General features: G+C 69.7%; 13 protein-coding genes and 2 pseudogenes. 10 read left to right on the top strand and 5 right to left on the bottom strand.

Going from position 1 to position 16,944, the window contains the following annotated elements; all coding sequences use genetic code 11:
• Complete coding sequence (locus ACH4NX_RS07015; RefSeq protein WP_351399351.1) at nt 1-720, top strand: cation transporter; 720 nt, start codon at nt 1-3, stop codon at nt 718-720.
• A 186-nt stretch (nt 721-906) separates the two neighbouring features.
• Here the strand turns inward: ACH4NX_RS07015 and ACH4NX_RS07010 are convergent, their stop codons facing one another.
• Together ACH4NX_RS07010 and ACH4NX_RS07005 are read right to left on the bottom strand one after the other, a co-directional pair.
• Nucleotides 907-2,067 carry a serine hydrolase domain-containing protein gene (locus ACH4NX_RS07010; protein WP_351399354.1) on the bottom strand — a complete coding sequence of 387 codons (1,161 nt, stop codon included), beginning with the start codon at nt 2,065-2,067 and terminating at the stop codon, nt 907-909.
• Nucleotides 2,068-3,603: 1,536 nt separating this feature from the next.
• Nucleotides 3,604-3,774 (bottom strand): ParA family protein, encoded by a 171-nt coding sequence (locus tag ACH4NX_RS07005; protein WP_398153352.1) that lies wholly within the window; start codon nt 3,772-3,774, stop codon nt 3,604-3,606.
• 318 nt (nt 3,775-4,092) lie between these two features.
• Here ACH4NX_RS07005 and ACH4NX_RS07000 point away from each other — a divergent pair, with 318 nt between their 5' ends.
• The 5 genes and pseudogenes from ACH4NX_RS07000 to ACH4NX_RS06980 form a co-directional block, all read left to right on the top strand.
• Nucleotides 4,093-4,515 carry a transposase gene (locus ACH4NX_RS07000; RefSeq protein WP_398126789.1) on the top strand — a complete coding sequence of 141 codons (423 nt, stop codon included), beginning with the start codon at nt 4,093-4,095 and terminating at the stop codon, nt 4,513-4,515.
• Between the two features lie 109 nt (nt 4,516-4,624).
• Nucleotides 4,625-5,107: pseudogene (locus ACH4NX_RS06995) on the top strand (transposase); the annotation flags it as partial.
• 400 nt (nt 5,108-5,507) lie between these two features.
• Complete coding sequence (locus tag ACH4NX_RS06990; RefSeq protein ID WP_398126790.1) at nt 5,508-5,783, top strand: hypothetical protein; 276 nt, start codon at nt 5,508-5,510, stop codon at nt 5,781-5,783.
• Nucleotides 5,784-5,944: 161 nt separating this feature from the next.
• Complete coding sequence (locus ACH4NX_RS06985; RefSeq protein ID WP_398126791.1) at nt 5,945-7,819, top strand: tetratricopeptide repeat protein; 1,875 nt, start codon at nt 5,945-5,947, stop codon at nt 7,817-7,819.
• A 64-nt stretch (nt 7,820-7,883) separates the two neighbouring features.
• Nucleotides 7,884-8,531: pseudogene (locus ACH4NX_RS06980) on the top strand (protein phosphatase 2C domain-containing protein); the annotation flags it as partial.
• A 63-nt stretch (nt 8,532-8,594) separates the two neighbouring features.
• On the opposite strand, the gene ACH4NX_RS06975 reads toward ACH4NX_RS06980, so the two are convergent.
• On the bottom strand, nt 8,595-9,524 hold the full coding sequence (locus ACH4NX_RS06975; RefSeq protein WP_398126792.1) for a LysR family transcriptional regulator: 930 nt from the start codon (nt 9,522-9,524) through the stop codon (nt 8,595-8,597).
• A gap of 115 nt (nt 9,525-9,639) precedes the next feature.
• Here ACH4NX_RS06975 and ACH4NX_RS06970 point away from each other — a divergent pair, with 115 nt between their 5' ends.
• Nucleotides 9,640-10,170 carry a DapH/DapD/GlmU-related protein gene (locus tag ACH4NX_RS06970; protein ID WP_398127156.1) on the top strand — a complete coding sequence of 177 codons (531 nt, stop codon included), beginning with the start codon at nt 9,640-9,642 and terminating at the stop codon, nt 10,168-10,170.
• An 84-nt stretch (nt 10,171-10,254) separates the two neighbouring features.
• On the opposite strand, the gene ACH4NX_RS06965 is transcribed toward ACH4NX_RS06970, so the two are convergent.
• Nucleotides 10,255-11,088, bottom strand: a complete 834-nt coding sequence (locus ACH4NX_RS06965) for an NAD(P)H-binding protein (protein ID WP_351399368.1) — start codon at nt 11,086-11,088, stop codon at nt 10,255-10,257.
• 1,152 nt (nt 11,089-12,240) lie between these two features.
• Between ACH4NX_RS06965 and ACH4NX_RS06960 the strand changes: the two genes are divergently transcribed.
• Complete coding sequence (locus ACH4NX_RS06960; RefSeq protein ID WP_398126793.1) at nt 12,241-12,744, top strand: hypothetical protein; 504 nt, start codon at nt 12,241-12,243, stop codon at nt 12,742-12,744.
• 31 nt (nt 12,745-12,775) lie between these two features.
• Here the strand turns inward: ACH4NX_RS06960 and ACH4NX_RS06955 are convergent, their stop codons facing one another.
• Nucleotides 12,776-13,669, bottom strand: coding sequence for a class I SAM-dependent methyltransferase (locus ACH4NX_RS06955; protein ID WP_351399371.1), 894 nt, complete (start codon nt 13,667-13,669; stop codon nt 12,776-12,778).
• A 259-nt stretch (nt 13,670-13,928) separates the two neighbouring features.
• Between ACH4NX_RS06955 and ACH4NX_RS06950 the strand changes: the two genes are divergently transcribed.
• Together ACH4NX_RS06950 and ACH4NX_RS06945 are read left to right on the top strand one after the other, a co-directional pair.
• The gene (locus ACH4NX_RS06950; RefSeq protein ID WP_398126794.1) at nt 13,929-15,044 is read left to right on the top strand and encodes an SDR family oxidoreductase; all 1,116 of its coding nucleotides are present in this window, start codon (nt 13,929-13,931) and stop codon (nt 15,042-15,044) included.
• A gap of 258 nt (nt 15,045-15,302) precedes the next feature.
• Nucleotides 15,303-16,928 (top strand): PfaD family polyunsaturated fatty acid/polyketide biosynthesis protein, encoded by a 1,626-nt coding sequence (locus ACH4NX_RS06945; protein ID WP_398126795.1) that lies wholly within the window; start codon nt 15,303-15,305, stop codon nt 16,926-16,928.
• Nucleotides 16,929-16,944: the final 16 nt, after the last annotated feature.

Raw genomic sequence — 16,944 nt, 5'->3', positions numbered from 1 at the left:
ATGACCGCCGAGATATCCATATCCCTCGGGCCGTCCCCGGCCCGCCGTGACGCGCTCACCCGCCGGATACGGCTGCTGGTCGCCGTGACCATCACCTACAACGTGATCGAGGCGATCGTCGCCCTCACCGCCGGCACCCTCGCCTCCTCCACCGCCCTGATCGGCTTCGGCCTCGACTCGATCATCGAGGTCTCCTCCGCCGCCGCCGTCGCCTGGCAGTTCTCCGCCTCCGACCACGCCGTACGCGAAGCCCGCGAGCAGCGCACCCTGCGAATCATCGCCGTCTCCTTCTTCGCCCTCGCCGCCTACGTCACCGTCGACGCCGTCCGCGCACTCGTCGGCACCGGCGAGGCCGAACGCTCCATCCTGGGCATCGTCATCGCCGCCCTGTCGCTGGCGATCATGCCGTTCCTGTCCGCCGCCCAGCGCCGCGCCGGCCGCGAACTCGGCTCCGCCTCAGCGGTCGCCGACTCCAAGCAGACGCTCCTGTGCACGTACCTGTCCGCCGTGCTCCTCGTCGGCCTGGTCCTCAACGCCACCCTCGGCTGGTCCTGGGCCGACCCCATCGCCGCCTTGGTCATCGCCGCCATCGCCGTGAAGGAGGGGCGCGACGCCTGGCAGGGCAAGGGCTGCTGCGCGGCGCCGGCCGCCGCGGTCACTGCCCAGCGGCAGGAGACGGAGGCCTGCGGTTGCCGCCCCGGCTGCAACTGCTGCAACTGACCAACTCGTCTTCCTCACCAACGCCCCGGCATCACCTGCGCCGGGGCGTTGTCGCACTGACGCACACCATGTCGCCGACCACTGACACTCTCGTGTCGTCCGACACCACGGGACGTGGGATGTGGGACGTGGGCGAAGTTCGAGGCTGCGGCCGGGCGACTGGCGGACCTTCGACGGCGGTGAGCATCAGGTGGTGGCCCTGGTACCGCAGAACTCGGCCTCAACCACCGCCTGGCTGTCACCCGACCAGTCGTTGTTGAAGTTGAAGGCGAGCATGTGACGGCCGTCCTCCGTTGTGACTGCCACCGAGGACGAGCCACGGATGCCGCCGCTGTGGCCCCAGACGATGAGCCCGCAGTCGAGCTCGAGGTTCATGATGCCCAGTCCGTAACCCACGTGAGGAGGCATTCCTTCCTCGACTGTGGTCTTCATCGCGGCAAGCTGCTGTGTCGGGAGCAGTTCGCCTGTCAGCAGGGCCGAGTAGAAGCGGTTCAGATCGCCGGAGTCGGAGATCATCTCGCCTGCGGCGTGGGCCACTGAGGGATTGATCTCTGTGACGTCGTACGTGGGGCCGGTGTCGGCCTGGGCCAGTTTTCCGTACGCGCGGCTGCTGGGGTGCGGCATCCTCGTTGAGGTACCGGGGACGGTGGTGGCGCGCAGGTTCAGGGGCTCGATGATGCGGTGGCGGATCTCGTCGCCGTACGGGTTGCCGGTGGCCTTCTCGATGACCAGGCCCGCCAGGACGTAGTTGGTGTTGGAGTATTCCCAGGACGTGCCAGGCGTGAAGTCGGGCTCGTGTCGCATGGCGACCCGTATGAGCTCGTGAGGGCTCAGGGTGTCGTAACGGTGCTCGAAGAACCCGTCCTTCAGGGCGTAGGTACGCCGGAAGGTCTCGTCGGCGCTGTAGTCGTAGATGCCGCTTGTGTGGTTGAGGAGTTGCCGCAGGGTGATGCTGCGGCCGTCGTGGCCGTGGCCGAGGACCAGGCCCGGCAGCCACTGCTCCACCGTGTCGTCGAGGGACAGCCGCCCCTCGGCCTCCAACTGGAGCACGACAGTCGCGACGAACGTTTTGGTGATGCTGCCCACGCGGTATCGGTCGTGGGCCGAACGCGGCTTCTCCGTTCGGATGTCTCCGACTCCCGATACCGCTTTCCAGGTGCCCTGCCGGTCCTTCGCCTGAGCCACCACACCGGGAACGCCGTCTTTCACCGCCGCGTCCATCGCCTCCTGTGTGAGCCGGTGACCGGCCTTTGCGGAGGGTGCGGCGGGAGCCGCCACTGCGGGTGCGGTCAGGACCGCCGCCACCGCCGCGGCGATCACCGTCGTCAGGTTCATGCGTGCTGGCATGCTTTTCCCTTCGGTCAGGTCAAGGAGGGGAGGTACCGATGAGGACTCGGGCCATCTGAGCGGACACCGCACCGCGAAGTTGAGGTGGACCGGGCAAATCCGCGTACTCAGGTCGGCAAAAGCCCAACTGCGATGCACGGGCCCGGCATCGGTGAGGGCGATCCTCGGCGGAGGCAGGTGCTTGTCTTGTCGCTGGTGGGCTGGTGTCACCGACCGCATTAGTACACCAATCGGCGGCCCTGGGCGGATCCCGCAAAGGAGGGAACTCCTCTCCCCCGGCCGGGGGAGAAAGCAGAGCGACGGTTCCGGATTCCGAGAACCCGTCAGGGCGTGCCGCGGTCACCGCCCGAGGGCAGCTTCGCAGAGGTGTGTCCGGGCCACCGAGGCGGCCCAGCGCCGCATCAAGCTCTGCCCGATACTGCCGGAGCGGTTGGTGGCCTACGCCTCCCTGTGGCCAGGGCGCCCCCATGGCGACGAAGGTGCTACAAAGTTTGTCGCCGTCGTCGTACCGGCTGGGTGTCCGGCTCCGCGCCGACGCGTGAGGCCGCGTGGGCGCGACCACGCCCCGGGCGGAGAGTTCCACGGCCGGCTACGCGGCCGGATGCGCGAGTCCGGGCGAGGACGGGCCGGGATGACCGACTCACCGTCGGCCGAGGTGGACATGAGCGCCGGAGCGAGCAGCCGTGGTGCCAGATGTCCAGACCGGTCATTCCCTTCGGAGCGGGTGGGCGCTTGACGCAGCGGCTGGTCGCTCCCCGACGCCGACGGGTTCCGGCCGCAGGCTTCGTGGCAGTTGCCCATGACCCCGCTCCCTGTCACGGAGGAAGGCGAGCGGGGTCAGGGGGCGGCTCTGACTACTGGGCTCCCAGCTCGGCCAGCAGGGTCTTGTATGCGTCCGGGGGCCGCTCCCGCATGACGTCCATCCACACCCGGGCTCCTTGAGCGAACGTCTCGGGACATCTTCTGGTGAAGGTGGTGAACGCAGTAGAAGACGTCGTCGTAGGGGAGCCGCTTCGGCTGCTTCGGCTGCGTCGCTTCTGCGGCGTTCGCCGTGCCGGGTTCCACTGGGCTGGTGCGCGGTTCCGGGAGGATGGACTCGGGAGCCTGATCGCGCTCCGCGGGCGGTGTGACGGCACGGGAGCGAAGCGGCGAGGCAGGCGAGGTGGCCGGGGAAGCAGCCGGCGAAGTGGGTGGGGCGGTGGGCGCCTCCGGGATTATCACGCCGTGATAATCCGCAGGGCCCGACGAACGCTCGACGGCCTCCTGGGGCTGAGCCTCCGCCTTGATGCGGGCCGCCTCCGACCGTTCGTCCGCCTTGGTCCTCTGTTCCTCGGCGGACAACTTCCCGAGGTTGCGGACGTGTTCCACCTTCAGCGCCCCGGTCACCAGGTCCCTCTGGAGCTCGGGCTTGAGCTTCAGCAGGGACAGCTTGCTGGAGATGGCGTTCTGCGGGATGCTCAGCCGTTTGGCCGCCCTGGTCTGGGAGCCGCAGTAGTCGACCAGGGTGCAGGCGCTTCTCGAACCGCGGATCCTCTGTCACCACGACGAGATCGCGCAGATCTCCTCCGCCGTCACCGCACATGTGCGAGACCAGGCTGTCGTGATCGGGCTCGATCTGGGGGACTCCGAGCTGTTCGATGGGTGTCCCTGCGGGTCGAAGTCGACGCCCAGGACGCGTTTGCCCGCCTCGGCGTAGGCCTCGCCGATGCCGGCGGAGATGGCGGTCCTGCCGACTCCGCCCTTCTGGTTGCCGACGATCTTCCGTTCGGGTTAGGTGCCGCGGGCGCCGTGCTGGGGGAAGGGGTTGGCGTCGAGCCAGCCTCGGATCGACTGGACAAGATCCTCGGTGTAGGAGACGCCGCGATCGGTGCACGTCTCCATACTGACTTCGGCTCGTCAGAGTGAGCATTCCTGAAACCCCTGCTGGGCCTGGAGCGGTGGCTGTATCCCGTGGTGTGTGAGGTATGCGGACGGGGACGGGGCGGGCTGACCCTTGCGGGACGTGAGCGCCGGGAGACGGTGCGGATGCAGGCGGCTGAGCTGTTCGAGCAGAAGACCAAGACGCCCGAGGTGGCCCGGCTCTTGCGGGTGAGCTTGAAGTCGGCTTACCAGTGGCATCAGTTGTGGCGGGACGGTGGTGTGGGGGCTGTGGCCTCGCGCGGCCCGAGCGGGTCGCGGTGCCGGCTGTCTCCGCGTTGTCCGGAGAAGCTGGCCGCGTATCTCGAGCAGGGGCCGGCCACGCAGGGATGGGTGGAGGATCAGGTGTGGACCGCGGCGCGGGTGGCCCCGCTGATCGGCAGGAAGTTTCACGTCTCCTACAGCGTCTCGGGTGCGACGCGGCTGATGCACCGGCTCGGCTTCAGCCTGCAAGTCTTCCCGCCCGGCGGGTCGCGGAACGCGACGAGCAGGCTGTGGCCGTGTGGAAGGAGGCGACCTGGGCGGAGGTGAAAGAGCCCGGGCGGCCTGCGGGGGCTACCTCTGCTTCGAGGACGAGGCGGGCTTCACCCGGCGGCCGCACCGGGGACGCACCTGGGGCCGGCGCGGCCGCACTCCGGTCGTGACAGTCAGCGGGCTACGCTCGGGACGGCTGTCGGTGGCCGGGCTGATCGCGATGCGGCCGGGCTCCCGGACCCGGCTGTGCCACCGTCTGCGCACCCACCCCGCCGGCAAGGGCACAAGCCGCAGCATGGAGAGCGGGACTTCATCGCGCTGGTCGACGGTGTCCACCAGCTCTGCAAGGCGCCGATCGTGCTGGTCTGGGACCGGCTCGACACCCATGTCTCCCACGCCATGCGTGAGTTGATCGCCGAGCGTGACTGGCTGACAGTGTTCCTGCTGTCCGCCCACTCACCCGACCTGAACCCTGTCGAGCGGGGTATGGGCGCACGTCAAACGCAGCCTGGCCAACCTCGCCGTCGTCGCCCTCGACCGACTCGAAGCACTCGTACGCAACCGGCTCAAGCGCCTCCAGTACCGGCCCGACACCCTCGACGGATTCATAGCCGGAACCGGCCTGACCCTCGACGACCCAACCTCGCCCCGACAAGCCGAAGTCAGTAATCTGCTCGTACAGGCCTGGCGGAAGCCACGTCGAGAACGACCGCGCACCGGCCGTGTCGTGGGAAGTTCCGGAACCGGCGTGGCCGAACAGCGGTCGGGCGCCGGCGGATTCGCGCCTCGGGACACGTGCCCGGCGGTCCTCGACGGCTGCGGGAGACGCCGTACGACGCCTATCTGAGCGACCGCCGCCGGACACCACCTGCCGCAGAGGAGCATCGACTTGGCCGGATCACGGTGTCCTGTCCCGTCCGTGCGGCCAAGATGGAGCCATGGCAGGGTGGCGGCGCTTCATTTGGTGGGCATCGGCGGTTCTGGGCGGGGCTGTGGCAGTGGGCCTGACCGTACTGGCGGTGGCCGGTGATCTGGACACTGCGGATCGGGTGGCGAGTGTCGTGGGTGCGCTGGCGGCTCTGGCCGCGCTGTGCCTGTCGGTGCACGCCGCGCTCCGCTCCGCGCCGTCGCCCGTCCCGCCCGTACACGCGCGGGACGGCTCGAACGCCGCCGGCGGCAGCATCCGCAGCGCCTCGGCACGGGACACCGGTACGGCCCCGGCCGGGCCGGACGCCGGTGGCGGGACCGGCGGGATCTCGGCGGGCGGCGGCTCGAACGCGGCCGGTGGTGACATCGACGGCTCGACCGCGCACAGAGGTGGGTGATGATGTCCTTCGGTCGCCGCAGGCACGGCGCAGCAGGGCCGGGGAAACCGGACAGGACGCCGGACCCGGGTCAAGTCCCGGCCCCGGGCCCGACAGCGGTCACGGCAAGCGCGGGCTCGAACGCCGCGGGCCGGGACGTCATCGGTTCCGTCGCCCAAAGCATGTCCATGGAGAACGGCGTCGTGCTGCCGCCGGAGGCCTGCGGTCCGGTCACAGAGGTGAAGGCTCCGGCGGGCCTGGGCAACGTGCCGCGAACGAGGCTGTTCGTCGGCCGCACCGACGCTCTCGACCGCCTGGACGCGGAATTCACCACTCCGGGCGGCGTCGTGGTCCGGGCCGTGCACGGGCTCGGCGGCGTCGGCAAGTCGGCGCTCGCCGCTCAATGGGCCGTCCACCGCTGCACCGGCAACCCGCGCTGGTGGATCACCGCCAGCAGCAGGGCGGCTGTCGACTCCGGCCTCGCCGACCTGGCCCGCGCCCTGCAACCGGCGCTTGCGGGCCTGCCCGGCCTGCCGGCGGAGATGCTCACGGAGCGGGCGGTGCAGTGGCTGACGGCCCACGACGACTGGCTCCTCGTCCTGGACAACGTCGAACAGCCCGACGACATCCGCCCGCTTCTGGACCGGGTGGCGACGGGCCGGTTTCTGATCACCACCCGCCGCGCCACTGGCTGGCACGGTCTGGCCGCTCCCTTCCGGCTGGACGTCCTCGCCAACCAGGAGGCCACGGAGCTGTTCATCCGCGTCCTGCGCCACGCGGGCCGCACGGAGACCGACGGCAGCGCCGAACTCTGCGCGGAACTCGGTCACTTGCCCCTGGCCGTGGAACAAGCCGCCGCATACTGTGCTGAAACCGGCACCACAGCACGCAGCTACGCGGAGATGCTCGCCTCCTGGCCGGTCGAGATGTTCGCGGCCGCCGCCGAGGGCCGTGACTCGGCGCGCACGGTGGCCCGGATCTGGCGCCTCACCCTGGACCGCCTGGCGGACACCCCGCTCGCGGTGGAGATCCTCCGCATCCTCGCCTGGTACGCCCCCAACGGCATCCTCTGCAGCCTCCTGGACGACCTGGCCCCGCCTCCCGCACTCACCAGGGCTCTCGGCCGCTTGATCGCGTACAGCATGGTCACGGACAACGGCGACGGCACCCTCACCGTCCACCGTCTGGTCCAGGCCTTGGCCCGTACGCCGGATCCGGACGATCCACACCGGTCGGCCGGCGACGTGGAGAGGGCACGCGACCTGGCGGCAACCGGTCTCACGAAGGCATTCCCCGACGACATCCAAGCCGCCGGGACCTGGCTGTCGTTCCGGGCGCTGATGCCCCACGTCGAAGCGCTCGCCGAGCACGTGCCCCTCGAGGACGACAGCGAAGCGACGGCCGAACTCTTCGGAAAGGCCGGGACGGTCGCCAGAGCGCAAGCGGACACCGGACGTTCCGAGTGGTACCTGCGGCGTGCCGTCATCCACTTCGCACGGCGGTCGGGTGCGGACTACCCGGACCTGGGCCGGGCCGGTGCCCGCATGGCGGCGGGTGATCTGATCGGGGCGATCCCGTTCATGGAGAAGGTGATGGCCCAGCGGATACGAAGCCTGGGTGAGGAACACCCCGCTGCGCTGATCCATCGCACCAACCAAGCCCTCGCGTACGTGGCGAAGGGTGACATGGCCAGGGCGGTGCCACTCTTCGAGAGCGTGCTGGCCGATCGTGTGCGACTCCTGGGTGAGAGCCATCCCGACACTCTGAAGTCCCGCAACAACCTCGCGATCGCCTGCGTGCAGTCCGGGGACGCGGCGCGGGCTGTCCCGATCCTCGAGAGCCTGCTGGCCGACAGTGTGCGGGAACTGGGTCAGGAGCATCTCGACACCGTGAGCACTCGCAGCAATCTGGGGAACGCCTACCTGGAGGCCGGTGACACGGACCGGGCTGTCCCAGTGCTCGAGAGTGCGGTAACCGGCCTCGCGCGGATCCTCGGTGAGGATCACCCGAAGACGGAACTGGCCCGTGCGGACCTGGTGCGCGCCCGAGCCGTATGAGGGAGCCCGCAGCATCGGTGGGGCCGGGCGACGTGCCCGGCACGAGGAGGGACCGGGCAGGGAGTTGCTGACCACCGGGGCGTTCGCGAAGGCGTCCCGGCTGTCACCGAAGGCGCTGCGTCTCTACGACGAGCTGGGACTGCTGACTCCCGATCGCGTCGACCCGGTGACGGTCTACCGCCGCTCCGCACCGGAGCAACTGGATCAGGCCCGGTTGGTCGCCTGGCGGAGAGCAACCAGGACACCGTCTACGCGGGGGACCGCCTGCTCGCCGTCGCCGACGGATGCGGCAGCGGAGGTGCCCCCGCGAGTGCCGCCGCCGCCGACGCGCTCAAGAGCCTCGGAACCGTCGGCATCCCGGCGGGCGATCTCCTCAACGCTCTCGAAGACGCGATCGACCAGGCCGAGCAGGCCGTGCACGGCGTCTTTGGAGTCGGCCCCTCCTCCGAGGACGCCGGGACCACACTCACCGCGATCCTCTGGACCGGATCGCAGCTGGCCCTCGTCCACATCGGCGACTCCCGCGTCCACCTCCCGCGGGACGGAGAGCTGTTCCAAATCACCCACGACCGCGCCCCGGTGCACTCGATGGTCGACGAAGGGCGCCTCAAGCCCGGAGGGAGCCGCCTCCCACCCCCAGCGGTCCCTGCTGATACGCGCCCTGGGCCATGGAGCCGACGCGACACCCGACATGCGCCTGCACGACGTACGAATGGAACTCCAGCAGGAGCAGCGAGCGGCAGGCACCACGAGTCGTAGCCGTGCCGAGGGTCGGTCAGCAGGCCGCCCAGGCCGGGGCCCACACCTCGCCGATGGTGCGGGGTTCCGAGACTCGCAGGTGCTCGCGCAGTTCGGTCAGCACGGGATGCCGGTGGTCGGTGCGCGTGAGCAGCGCGTGCGGGTAGACCGGCGTCGGCTCGCTCAACGGGATACGCCGCAGGCCATAGCTCTCCGGCCACAGGTACCGGTCCCCACTGCCCACCAGGGTCGCCAGCGAACCCGAGTCGGCCAGAGCGTCCATGAGGGCCTCGTCGCCGAAGTTGGGGCCGAATGCGTCGATGCTCAGACCGAATGCCTCCGACAGCGACCGGTAGAACCGCTCCCACTCCGTGCCGGCCCTGATGCCGGGGATCCAGATGCGGTGACCGCCCAGGTCCGCGGGTCGGACCCACTCCTTGCCCGCCGACGGATGACCGGACCCGACCAGGAGCTCCAGCGGCTCGTCCAGGAGGCGTTCGACTCTGATCCCGGCCGGGACCTGCTCTGCGGGCAGGGCACGGAAGGAGACGTCGACGGTTCCCTCGAGCACGGCCCGGGCGGCCCCTGCGGCGTTCTCCTCGTCGAGAGTGACCGTGTCCAGGCCGGTCTCGGGGCGGGAGCGGTAGAAGCGGTAGACGGCTTGGGCCGGTGCGATACGCCGGTTGAGGACGTCCACGCGCAGAGGGCGGCTACCGGGACGTACGGCCTGTTCCGCCTGTTCGAGCGCGGCCAGGACCTTCTTGGCGTGTGGCAGGAAGACGTGTCCGTCCAGGCTCAGCCTGGAGCCGTGAGGGGTGCGCACCAGCAGTGCGACACCGAGGCTCTTCTCCAGGCCCATGATCCGCTTGGAGACCGCCTGCTGGCTGATCCCGAGCTCGTCGGCCGCGGCCTGGAACTGCCCGGCCTCAGCGACGGCCACGAAGGTGCGCAGCGCTTCGATGTCCACACCACGCACCCTACGAACACAACTGACGGTTGTGGCTGGGTGGGGCGGAGGTTGTTTGATCGGGCCTTCGCCCGAGTGCTGGGATCAACGCATGTCCACACGCACGGAACAGGTCATGTACGTCCGCACTCCCGAGTTCGCGCGCTATGCCGAGCGGATAGCGCAGGTCACCGACGCGACCTCTCGGCTGAACGTGCTGCCGTTCAGCGACACCGAGGGCCGTGACGAACTCCTGGCGGTTGTGTTCGGCAGCCCGCTGCCGGAGTCGGTGACGATCTACCCGCCCTTCTTCACCGAGTACGGCCTGGGCACGACGTTCGGGACGAATGTCTTCGTCAACCAAGGCTGCACCTTTATGGACAACGGCGGCATCAGCATCGGCGCCAACGTCATGATCGCCCCGAAGGTCAGCCTCATCACCGGCGGCCACCCGCTGCCCCTGGCAGAGCGACGCGAGTACATCACCAGCGCCCCGATCGTCGTCGAGGACGACGTCTGGATCGGCGCGGCTGCTGTGGTCACGCAGGGTGTGACCATCGGCGCCGGAGCGGTGGTGGCCGCCGGTGCGGTCGTCACCGGTGACGTGCCGGCCCGCACCCTGGTCGCGGGCGTGCCCGCCCGGGTGGTCAAGGGCATCGACTGCTGACCCGTGATGTCCTCTGCCTCGACGGCCGGCCACCCCGGCCACCTCCTGCGAGTACTCATGAACGTGGCTCCGGGAGGGGGCTGCTCAGCGGAAGGCGGCGACATTCTCCAGAACCCACTGGCGGAACGGCCTGGCGGCGGTTCCGGTGACCCTCGAGACCGTGTCGCGCACCGTCAGCAGTTCGTCGTTGACGTCCCCGCCCGTCAGATCCAGCACCGCGTCCGCGGCCTCGACTCCCAGGAACGTGGACATGTGCCGGTGGGCCTCCGGCCGGCCGATCTCCGCGAACGGCACCTCCCGCCCCAAGGCCGCCGCGATCGCCTCCACCTGTTGCCGGGCCGTCACACGCTCCGGGCCAGTCAGCGCATACGTCCGCCCCTGGTGACCGGGCTCGGTCAAAGCCACTCGCGCCACGGCCGCAATGTCCGCAGGGTGAATCGTGGGCAGTCCGGTGTCGGCATACGGCACACGGACCGCTTGGTGCGCACGGATCGACTCCGCCCACCACAGGGCGTTCGAGGCGAACTGCGTCGGCCGCAGAACCGTCCAGGCCATGCCGCTGTCCTTGAGCAGTTGCTCGACGGCCAGGTTCTCGCGGGCGGGGCCCAGATCCGGATGCGTCTGGACGGTGATGGAGGACACGAGCACCACATGCTCGACAGCCGCCTGCCGGGCGGCGTCGAGGATGTCGGCATCAGAGCCCATCCGCGACACGAGAAACAGTGAGCGCACTCCGTCCAGCGCGGGCTTCAGGGAAGCCCTGTCGGCGAAGTCGCCCTCGCTCACCTCCACCCCTTCGGGGAACGAGGCCCGCGCGGCGTTACGGATGAGCCCCCGCAGCGGCCCGGCACCGCACGCGTGCAGCTCCTTGAGCAGAGCACTTCCTATGTTCCCGGTGGCGCCCGTTACGAGAATCACGCGTCGTCTCCAGTCGTCAGGTGATCAGCTGGAGGAGACGCTAGAACTTCAACCATGCTTGAGGTCAAGAAGATCGCTGGCAAGGTGCCTGCTTCAGCAGCGTCCGGCCGCGACTATCACGCCGTGATAATCGCCTGGCGCAGCTGTCCCGTGATGCTCCTGCTGGTTCTCAGGCGGAGAACGATCCGACTCTGGAGTTGGATCGCTTCAGGTCTCGACCTGGCTGCGGTGCCGAGGCAGACGACGCACAGCCCGAATGACGACAGGCGCGAGAGACCGTTGAGTCTCTCGCGCCTCTCTCGACTGGTGGGCTTGCTCAGCCGGTCGGTCGGTTCAGCAGGGGGACCACGACCTGACGCGCAGTCGCGGCCTCGCCCAGGCGGAAGAACTTCACCTGCCCCGGCCAGTTCGGCCGCGGTGCGCTCGAACGCTGTTGTCCAGGCCGCCCAGGATCGCGTAGGTCATCAGCACGTTCTGCTTCAGGTGAGAGAGATCGCTTATGCGCGCCTGCAGGGCTTCGATCTCTGGGTATGGACTGTTGCGTGCCAGGGTCAGGCCCTTCGTCGCTGCGCCGGACGGCCCGGCAGGGTCGGCAGGTGGTAGACGGCCGCCTCTTTGGGGGCTCCACCGCTGTGGCACCACCCTTCCCGTTGTACGTCATGATCCCGCGGTAGAAGTACAGCCGAAACTCGTTACCGGTGATTCCTGAGTCAGCCGCGAGCATGGCGAGGACTCGTTCGAAGCTGAACTGCCCGTGCCGTCCGCCGAAGGCGTAGGACCGGCGTAGGGCGCCCTCGTCCTCCGGTTCCAGCAGCTCGGTACCGATCCAAGTGTGACCGGGCCGAGTCGAGGGAGGTTGCCGGGGTTCACTCTCGGCATGTGGGCCTGGCTCGCCGGACTCGTCCTCGCCGGGCCCATGTCGACAGCGATCGCGGCCGGCGGTCGTCGCCTCGCAGACCGCCGGCCGCGCCATGGCCTCGGCCCGCGGCACCGCGCACGCCGACCCCCGCAGCGAATCCGCCTGCAAGACGCCTCCCACACCTACCCGAGCAAGGAGACCGCGGCCTTCCAGCCGATCACGCTCACCCTGAACCGCGGCGAGTCGTCGCCCTGGTCGGGCTGCACGGAGACGGCAAGTCCACGCTGATCCGCATGATCACGGGCCTGACCGTCCCGACCGCCGGGAAGGTGCTCTGGGACGACACCGACCTGGCCGGCACCGACGCCGAATCGGTGTGGCGGCACGTATGCCTGGTGCCGCAGAAGAACGGGCACCGGCCGCTCACCGAACCGCGCGGCGCAGTCTTGGTTGTTGGACGACTATCGAGGGCTGCGAAGAAGTACGTTGACCGCACGCGACTGTCGAGCAGGCACGCAGCGAGCGTTCAATTCGGGGCCCTCGGAGCGCTTCCAGCCACGGTAGGACCTCACTCGGTATCAACAGGGCTCCTGGACCGGCAGGTTGAGACTTCGAACACCTCACTCAACGGCTTGCAGGCCGCGGAGCTGTCGTGCCCATCGCGCCCCCGGCCCCGGCCCCGAGGATCAGCGCAGGGGCCCACCGACCGCCGCGCGAAACAGTCCCTCGGTGCCGCGCACCGGGCAGCAGCTCGCTCCGCCGGAAGCGGGCTCATCGAGCACGTCCAGGGCCAGTAGCAACGGCGGCTGAGCCGGCCGGAGGTGATGATCAGGCTGGTTTGTCGAGCACCAGGGCGACGTAGCCCGTGCAGCGTCCTACGGAGCAGTGGGCGTCGACACTGGCGAGGGTGTGCCGCCAGTCCTGTTCGCTGAACTCGCGCAAGTCGGGCCAGCGCAGGCACAGCAGTTCCCGGCCGGCCTGGTTCGTCGCCAGGCGTGTCAGGAGAGTGCCGAGACGGGTGAAGCCTTCGATCACCGGACGGGTCCAGTCGACGGTGCGCCGTATGACGAACCCCGTCTCCTCCGCGTGCCTCAGGTAACGCCTCAGGGGCTCGAACTCGTCGAACTGCCACGCCTCGCGTACGAGACCCAGTGGATCGAGCTGCCGGATCATCGACGGATCGTCCGTGTTCCAGACGAAGTCGACCAGGACGAACCTTCCGCCGGGGCGCAGTACCCGGAAGGCTTCGGCTAACAGAGCGCGGCGGTCGGCAGGAGAGAGGTGGAAGGCCGCCTCCAGGCAGAGCACCCTGTCGAACGAGCCGTTCGTGGCACGGATGCCCTCTGCCTGCGGCAGGGCGGTGACATCGGCCACGGCGAAGGTGGCTCGGGCGGCGTCGCCGTACCGGGCGCGAGCCTGTGCGATCTGGTCGGCGGTGATGTCGACCCCCACGGCGTCACAGCCCGCGGCAGCCAGCCGGGCGGTGGTGTGGCCGCGTCCGCAGCAGGCGTCCAGCACCCGGTGTCCCGGACTGGTGTGCAGGAGTGCCAGGCTCTTGGTCTCGAGCCGTCGTTGAAACCAAGCCAGCCCACCGACGATCCCGGGGAGGGTCGGAAGGGTGTGGTAACCGAGGTTGACCAGCGCGCCCCAGCCCAGGTGCCGGCACAGCCGGAACAGTGGATTGGCATCGCCGTAGGACGCCGCAAGGCGGTCCTGGCCCATTGAGTTCCTTCCTGTGTGTTCCAGGCGGCTCGCGTCCCAGGCGGCTCGCAATACCCAGGAACGCAGGGGCAAGCAGGCGTGCCGGACCGTACCCACGCACGGTACAGAACATCTGCTTACCGGTGAAAGCGGCGGTGTGTCAGCGGTTCTGCCTGAATATCAGCACAACGAGTGGTGCCGTTCCCGTGGCCTCGTCCCACTGCTTTCCGCGTGAGAACGTGGGCCAGCATCAGGGGCGAGAGCGGGGGGTACGGTGCGGGTGGCGTTGACCGGTGCCACGGGTTTCCTTGGCCTTCGACTTCTGCACGAGCTGTTGCGCCGTCACCCGTCGGTCACAGTGCTCGCGCGCGGGGAGCCCGACCGCGTACGGGAGCGGATCACCCGAGGCCTCGGCCGGTTCGCCCCCGGCCTCACCGGCCTCGCCGACCGCGTCCAGGTGGTGTCCGCCCGGATCACCGAACCTGGCCTCGCCCTGCCGAAGAGTGACTACCAGGAACTGGCGGACTCGCTGGACGCGATCTGGCACTGCGCCGGGAACACCACACTCGACGGTGACCTGGCCACGCTGCGCGAGGTGAACGTTGAAGGCACCCGGTACGTCCTCGACCTGGCCGGGGCCGGACGCCGTACCCCCGTGGTGTTCCACGTCTCCACGGCGTTCGTGGCCGGGGCGCGTCGGACCGGGGTGGTGTACGAGGACGAACTGACCGATGCCTACGGCTTCGAAGGCACCTACGAACGGTCCAAGTTCGAGGCGGAACAGGTGGTGCACGCGTGGGCGAGGGCCACCGGCCGGCCGGTGGTGATCTTCCGGCCAAGCGTCCTGACCACCGGTCTGCCGCCCCACCCGGATCTCCCGGAACACCCGTTGCTGAACATCACGCGGAACCTGTCCGGCATCGCGCGGAGCCAGCTCGGCCTCGGCCGGACACCGGACGTGCTCCTCCCCCGGACCAACCGCTTCCGGATCCTGGGGCGGCCGGACGGACAACTCAACCTGATGCCGGTGGAATCCGCCGCCGCCGTGATGGCCCGGCTCGCCGACCTGCCTTGCGCCGACGGGGTGGAGACCTACCACGTCGTACACGGCCAGGAGACACCGGTCGTCGTGTTCGGCAGACTGCTGGAGCAACTCTCCGGGGTCCGTATCGCAGTCGTGCTGGAGCTCCCCGACCCCTCGCCGTACGAGTCGGTCCTTTCACTGGTCAGGGGGGTGTTCTGCTATCTGCGGCACCACCGTCGGTACGACGACTCCCGGGTGAGGGCCAGACTCGGACCGGCGGGCGTCCCGGAACACATCAGCCTGGAGTACCTGCTGTCCGGGCTCCCACCCCGAACGGAGGCTGCCCCGGTTGACCTGGCACCGCATCGCTGAACTGCTGTGGCCCGCTTCGAGACGGCGGGTCGACTCCTGGGGCCGTTCCCCGGCCGTCCCCGTGTCGCGTCCCCGGGCGTGTTCCTCCGTGCCCGGCAGTGCGGCCACCCGGAAGGTGTGGGACTCGGCGAGCCCGCCCGCTGTCGGTCGTGCCGCCGCGGACGGTCGCCACAGGGCAGTCGGCCCAACCGGCAACGGGCACGGGCCGCCCGGAGGACCTGCGCCCACACCGACGCCGCGTCCGAGAGGAGCCGACCGGTGAACACCACTTTGTCCGAGGCGTCCGGACGCGCCGCCGGCGTGCCCCAGGTCTGCTGGCGGCCCGGCTCGGAGCCGGCCGCGTTCCACCCGGCCGGGATCTCCGCCTACGCGGCCCGGATCCGCGAGCCTTTGTACGTGGTAGGCGGCGGATCCGGGTACGGGTTGGCCGTGGGCGGGACGCTCGGGCCCGGCGGGGGCCACCCGCTCGTCGGGCTGGCCCCACCGGTGTACCCGGAGTGGCTTGGTGACCGAGGCTTCGCCGAGGCACACGGAACACGGTTCCCCTACGTGGCCGGGGAGATGGCCAACGGGATCGCCACCACCCAGATGGTGATGGAGCTGGCCGGAGCCCGGCTCATGGGCTTCTTCGGCGCCGCCGGACTCGCCCCCGACCGGGTGGAACAGGCGGTGACGGAGCTGACCGCGGCGTTGGGCGACGCGCCCAACTGGGGCGTCAACCTGATCCACTCACCCGGCGAGCCCCGACTGGAGTCGCAGGTCGCCGACATCCTGCTGCGTCACCGCGTACGCCGGATCTCGGCCTCCGCGTTCATGGACCTGACGCCCGCCGTCGTCCGCTGCGCGGCGGCCGGACTGCGGCGGGACGCCGACGGCCGGGTGGTCAGGGACACCCGTCTGTTCGCCAAGGTGTCCCGTCGTGAGGTGGCCGAGAAGTTCATGTCGCCTGCGCCGGAGGCGCTGTTGGACGCGCTGGTCCGGGACGGGGCTCTCACCGCTGAGCAGGGCCGGCTGGCCCGCCTGGTCCCGGTCGCCGAGGACGTGACCGTCGAGGCCGACAGCGGCGGTCACACCGACAGCCGTCCGCTGTCCGTGATCCTGCCCGAGCTGCTGGCGCTCCGGGACACCCTGGCGGCCAGGTACGGCTTCCTCCGCCCGATCCGGGTCGGTGCCGCGGGCGGTCTGGGCACCCCCGGCGCTGTGGCCGGTGCCTTCGCACTCGGCGCGGCCTACGTGATGACCGGATCGGTCAATCAACTGGCAGCAGAGTCCGGGGTGTCCGCGGACGCGCGGGACCTGCTGGCCGGAGCCGGCGTCACCGATGTGGCCATGGCCCCGGCCGCGGACATGTTCGAGCAAGGCATTCAGGTCCAGGTGTTGACGAGGGGCACCCTGTTCGCGGCGCGCGCCAGGCGACTGTACGACGTCTACCGGCGTCACCGGTCCCTGGCGGAGATCCCCGCCGACACGCGGCACAGACTGGAGAACGAAGTGTTCGGCGCGGACCTGGACGCGATCTGGGCGGACACCGAACGGTTCTGGCTACGGCGCGACCCCGGACAGCTGGCCAGAGCCGAACGCGACCCCAAGCACCGGATGGCCCTGGTGTTCCGGTGGTACGTGGGCAACGCCAGCCGATGGGCGATCGAGGGCCGGCCGGAGCGCCGCACCGACTATCAGTTGTGGGCCGGTCCCTCGCTCGGCGCGTTCAACAACTGGGCCCGGGGCAGCCTGCTTGCCGATCCGTCCCGGCGCACCGTCACGCAGATCGCCTTGAATTTGCTGGAGGGCGCCGCCGTGATCACTCGCGCGCACCAGCTGCGTACCTTCGGGCTTTCCATACCGGACTCCGCCCTGACGTTCCGTCCCCGCAAACTCGCCTGACCCTGCAGGAGTGTCC

It is taken from the genome of Streptomyces sp. NPDC017225, assembly GCF_044331465.1.
In the GTDB taxonomy this organism is placed as follows: domain Bacteria; phylum Actinomycetota; class Actinomycetes; order Streptomycetales; family Streptomycetaceae; genus Streptomyces.
This window is presented reverse-complemented; position numbering and strand designations above follow the sequence as displayed.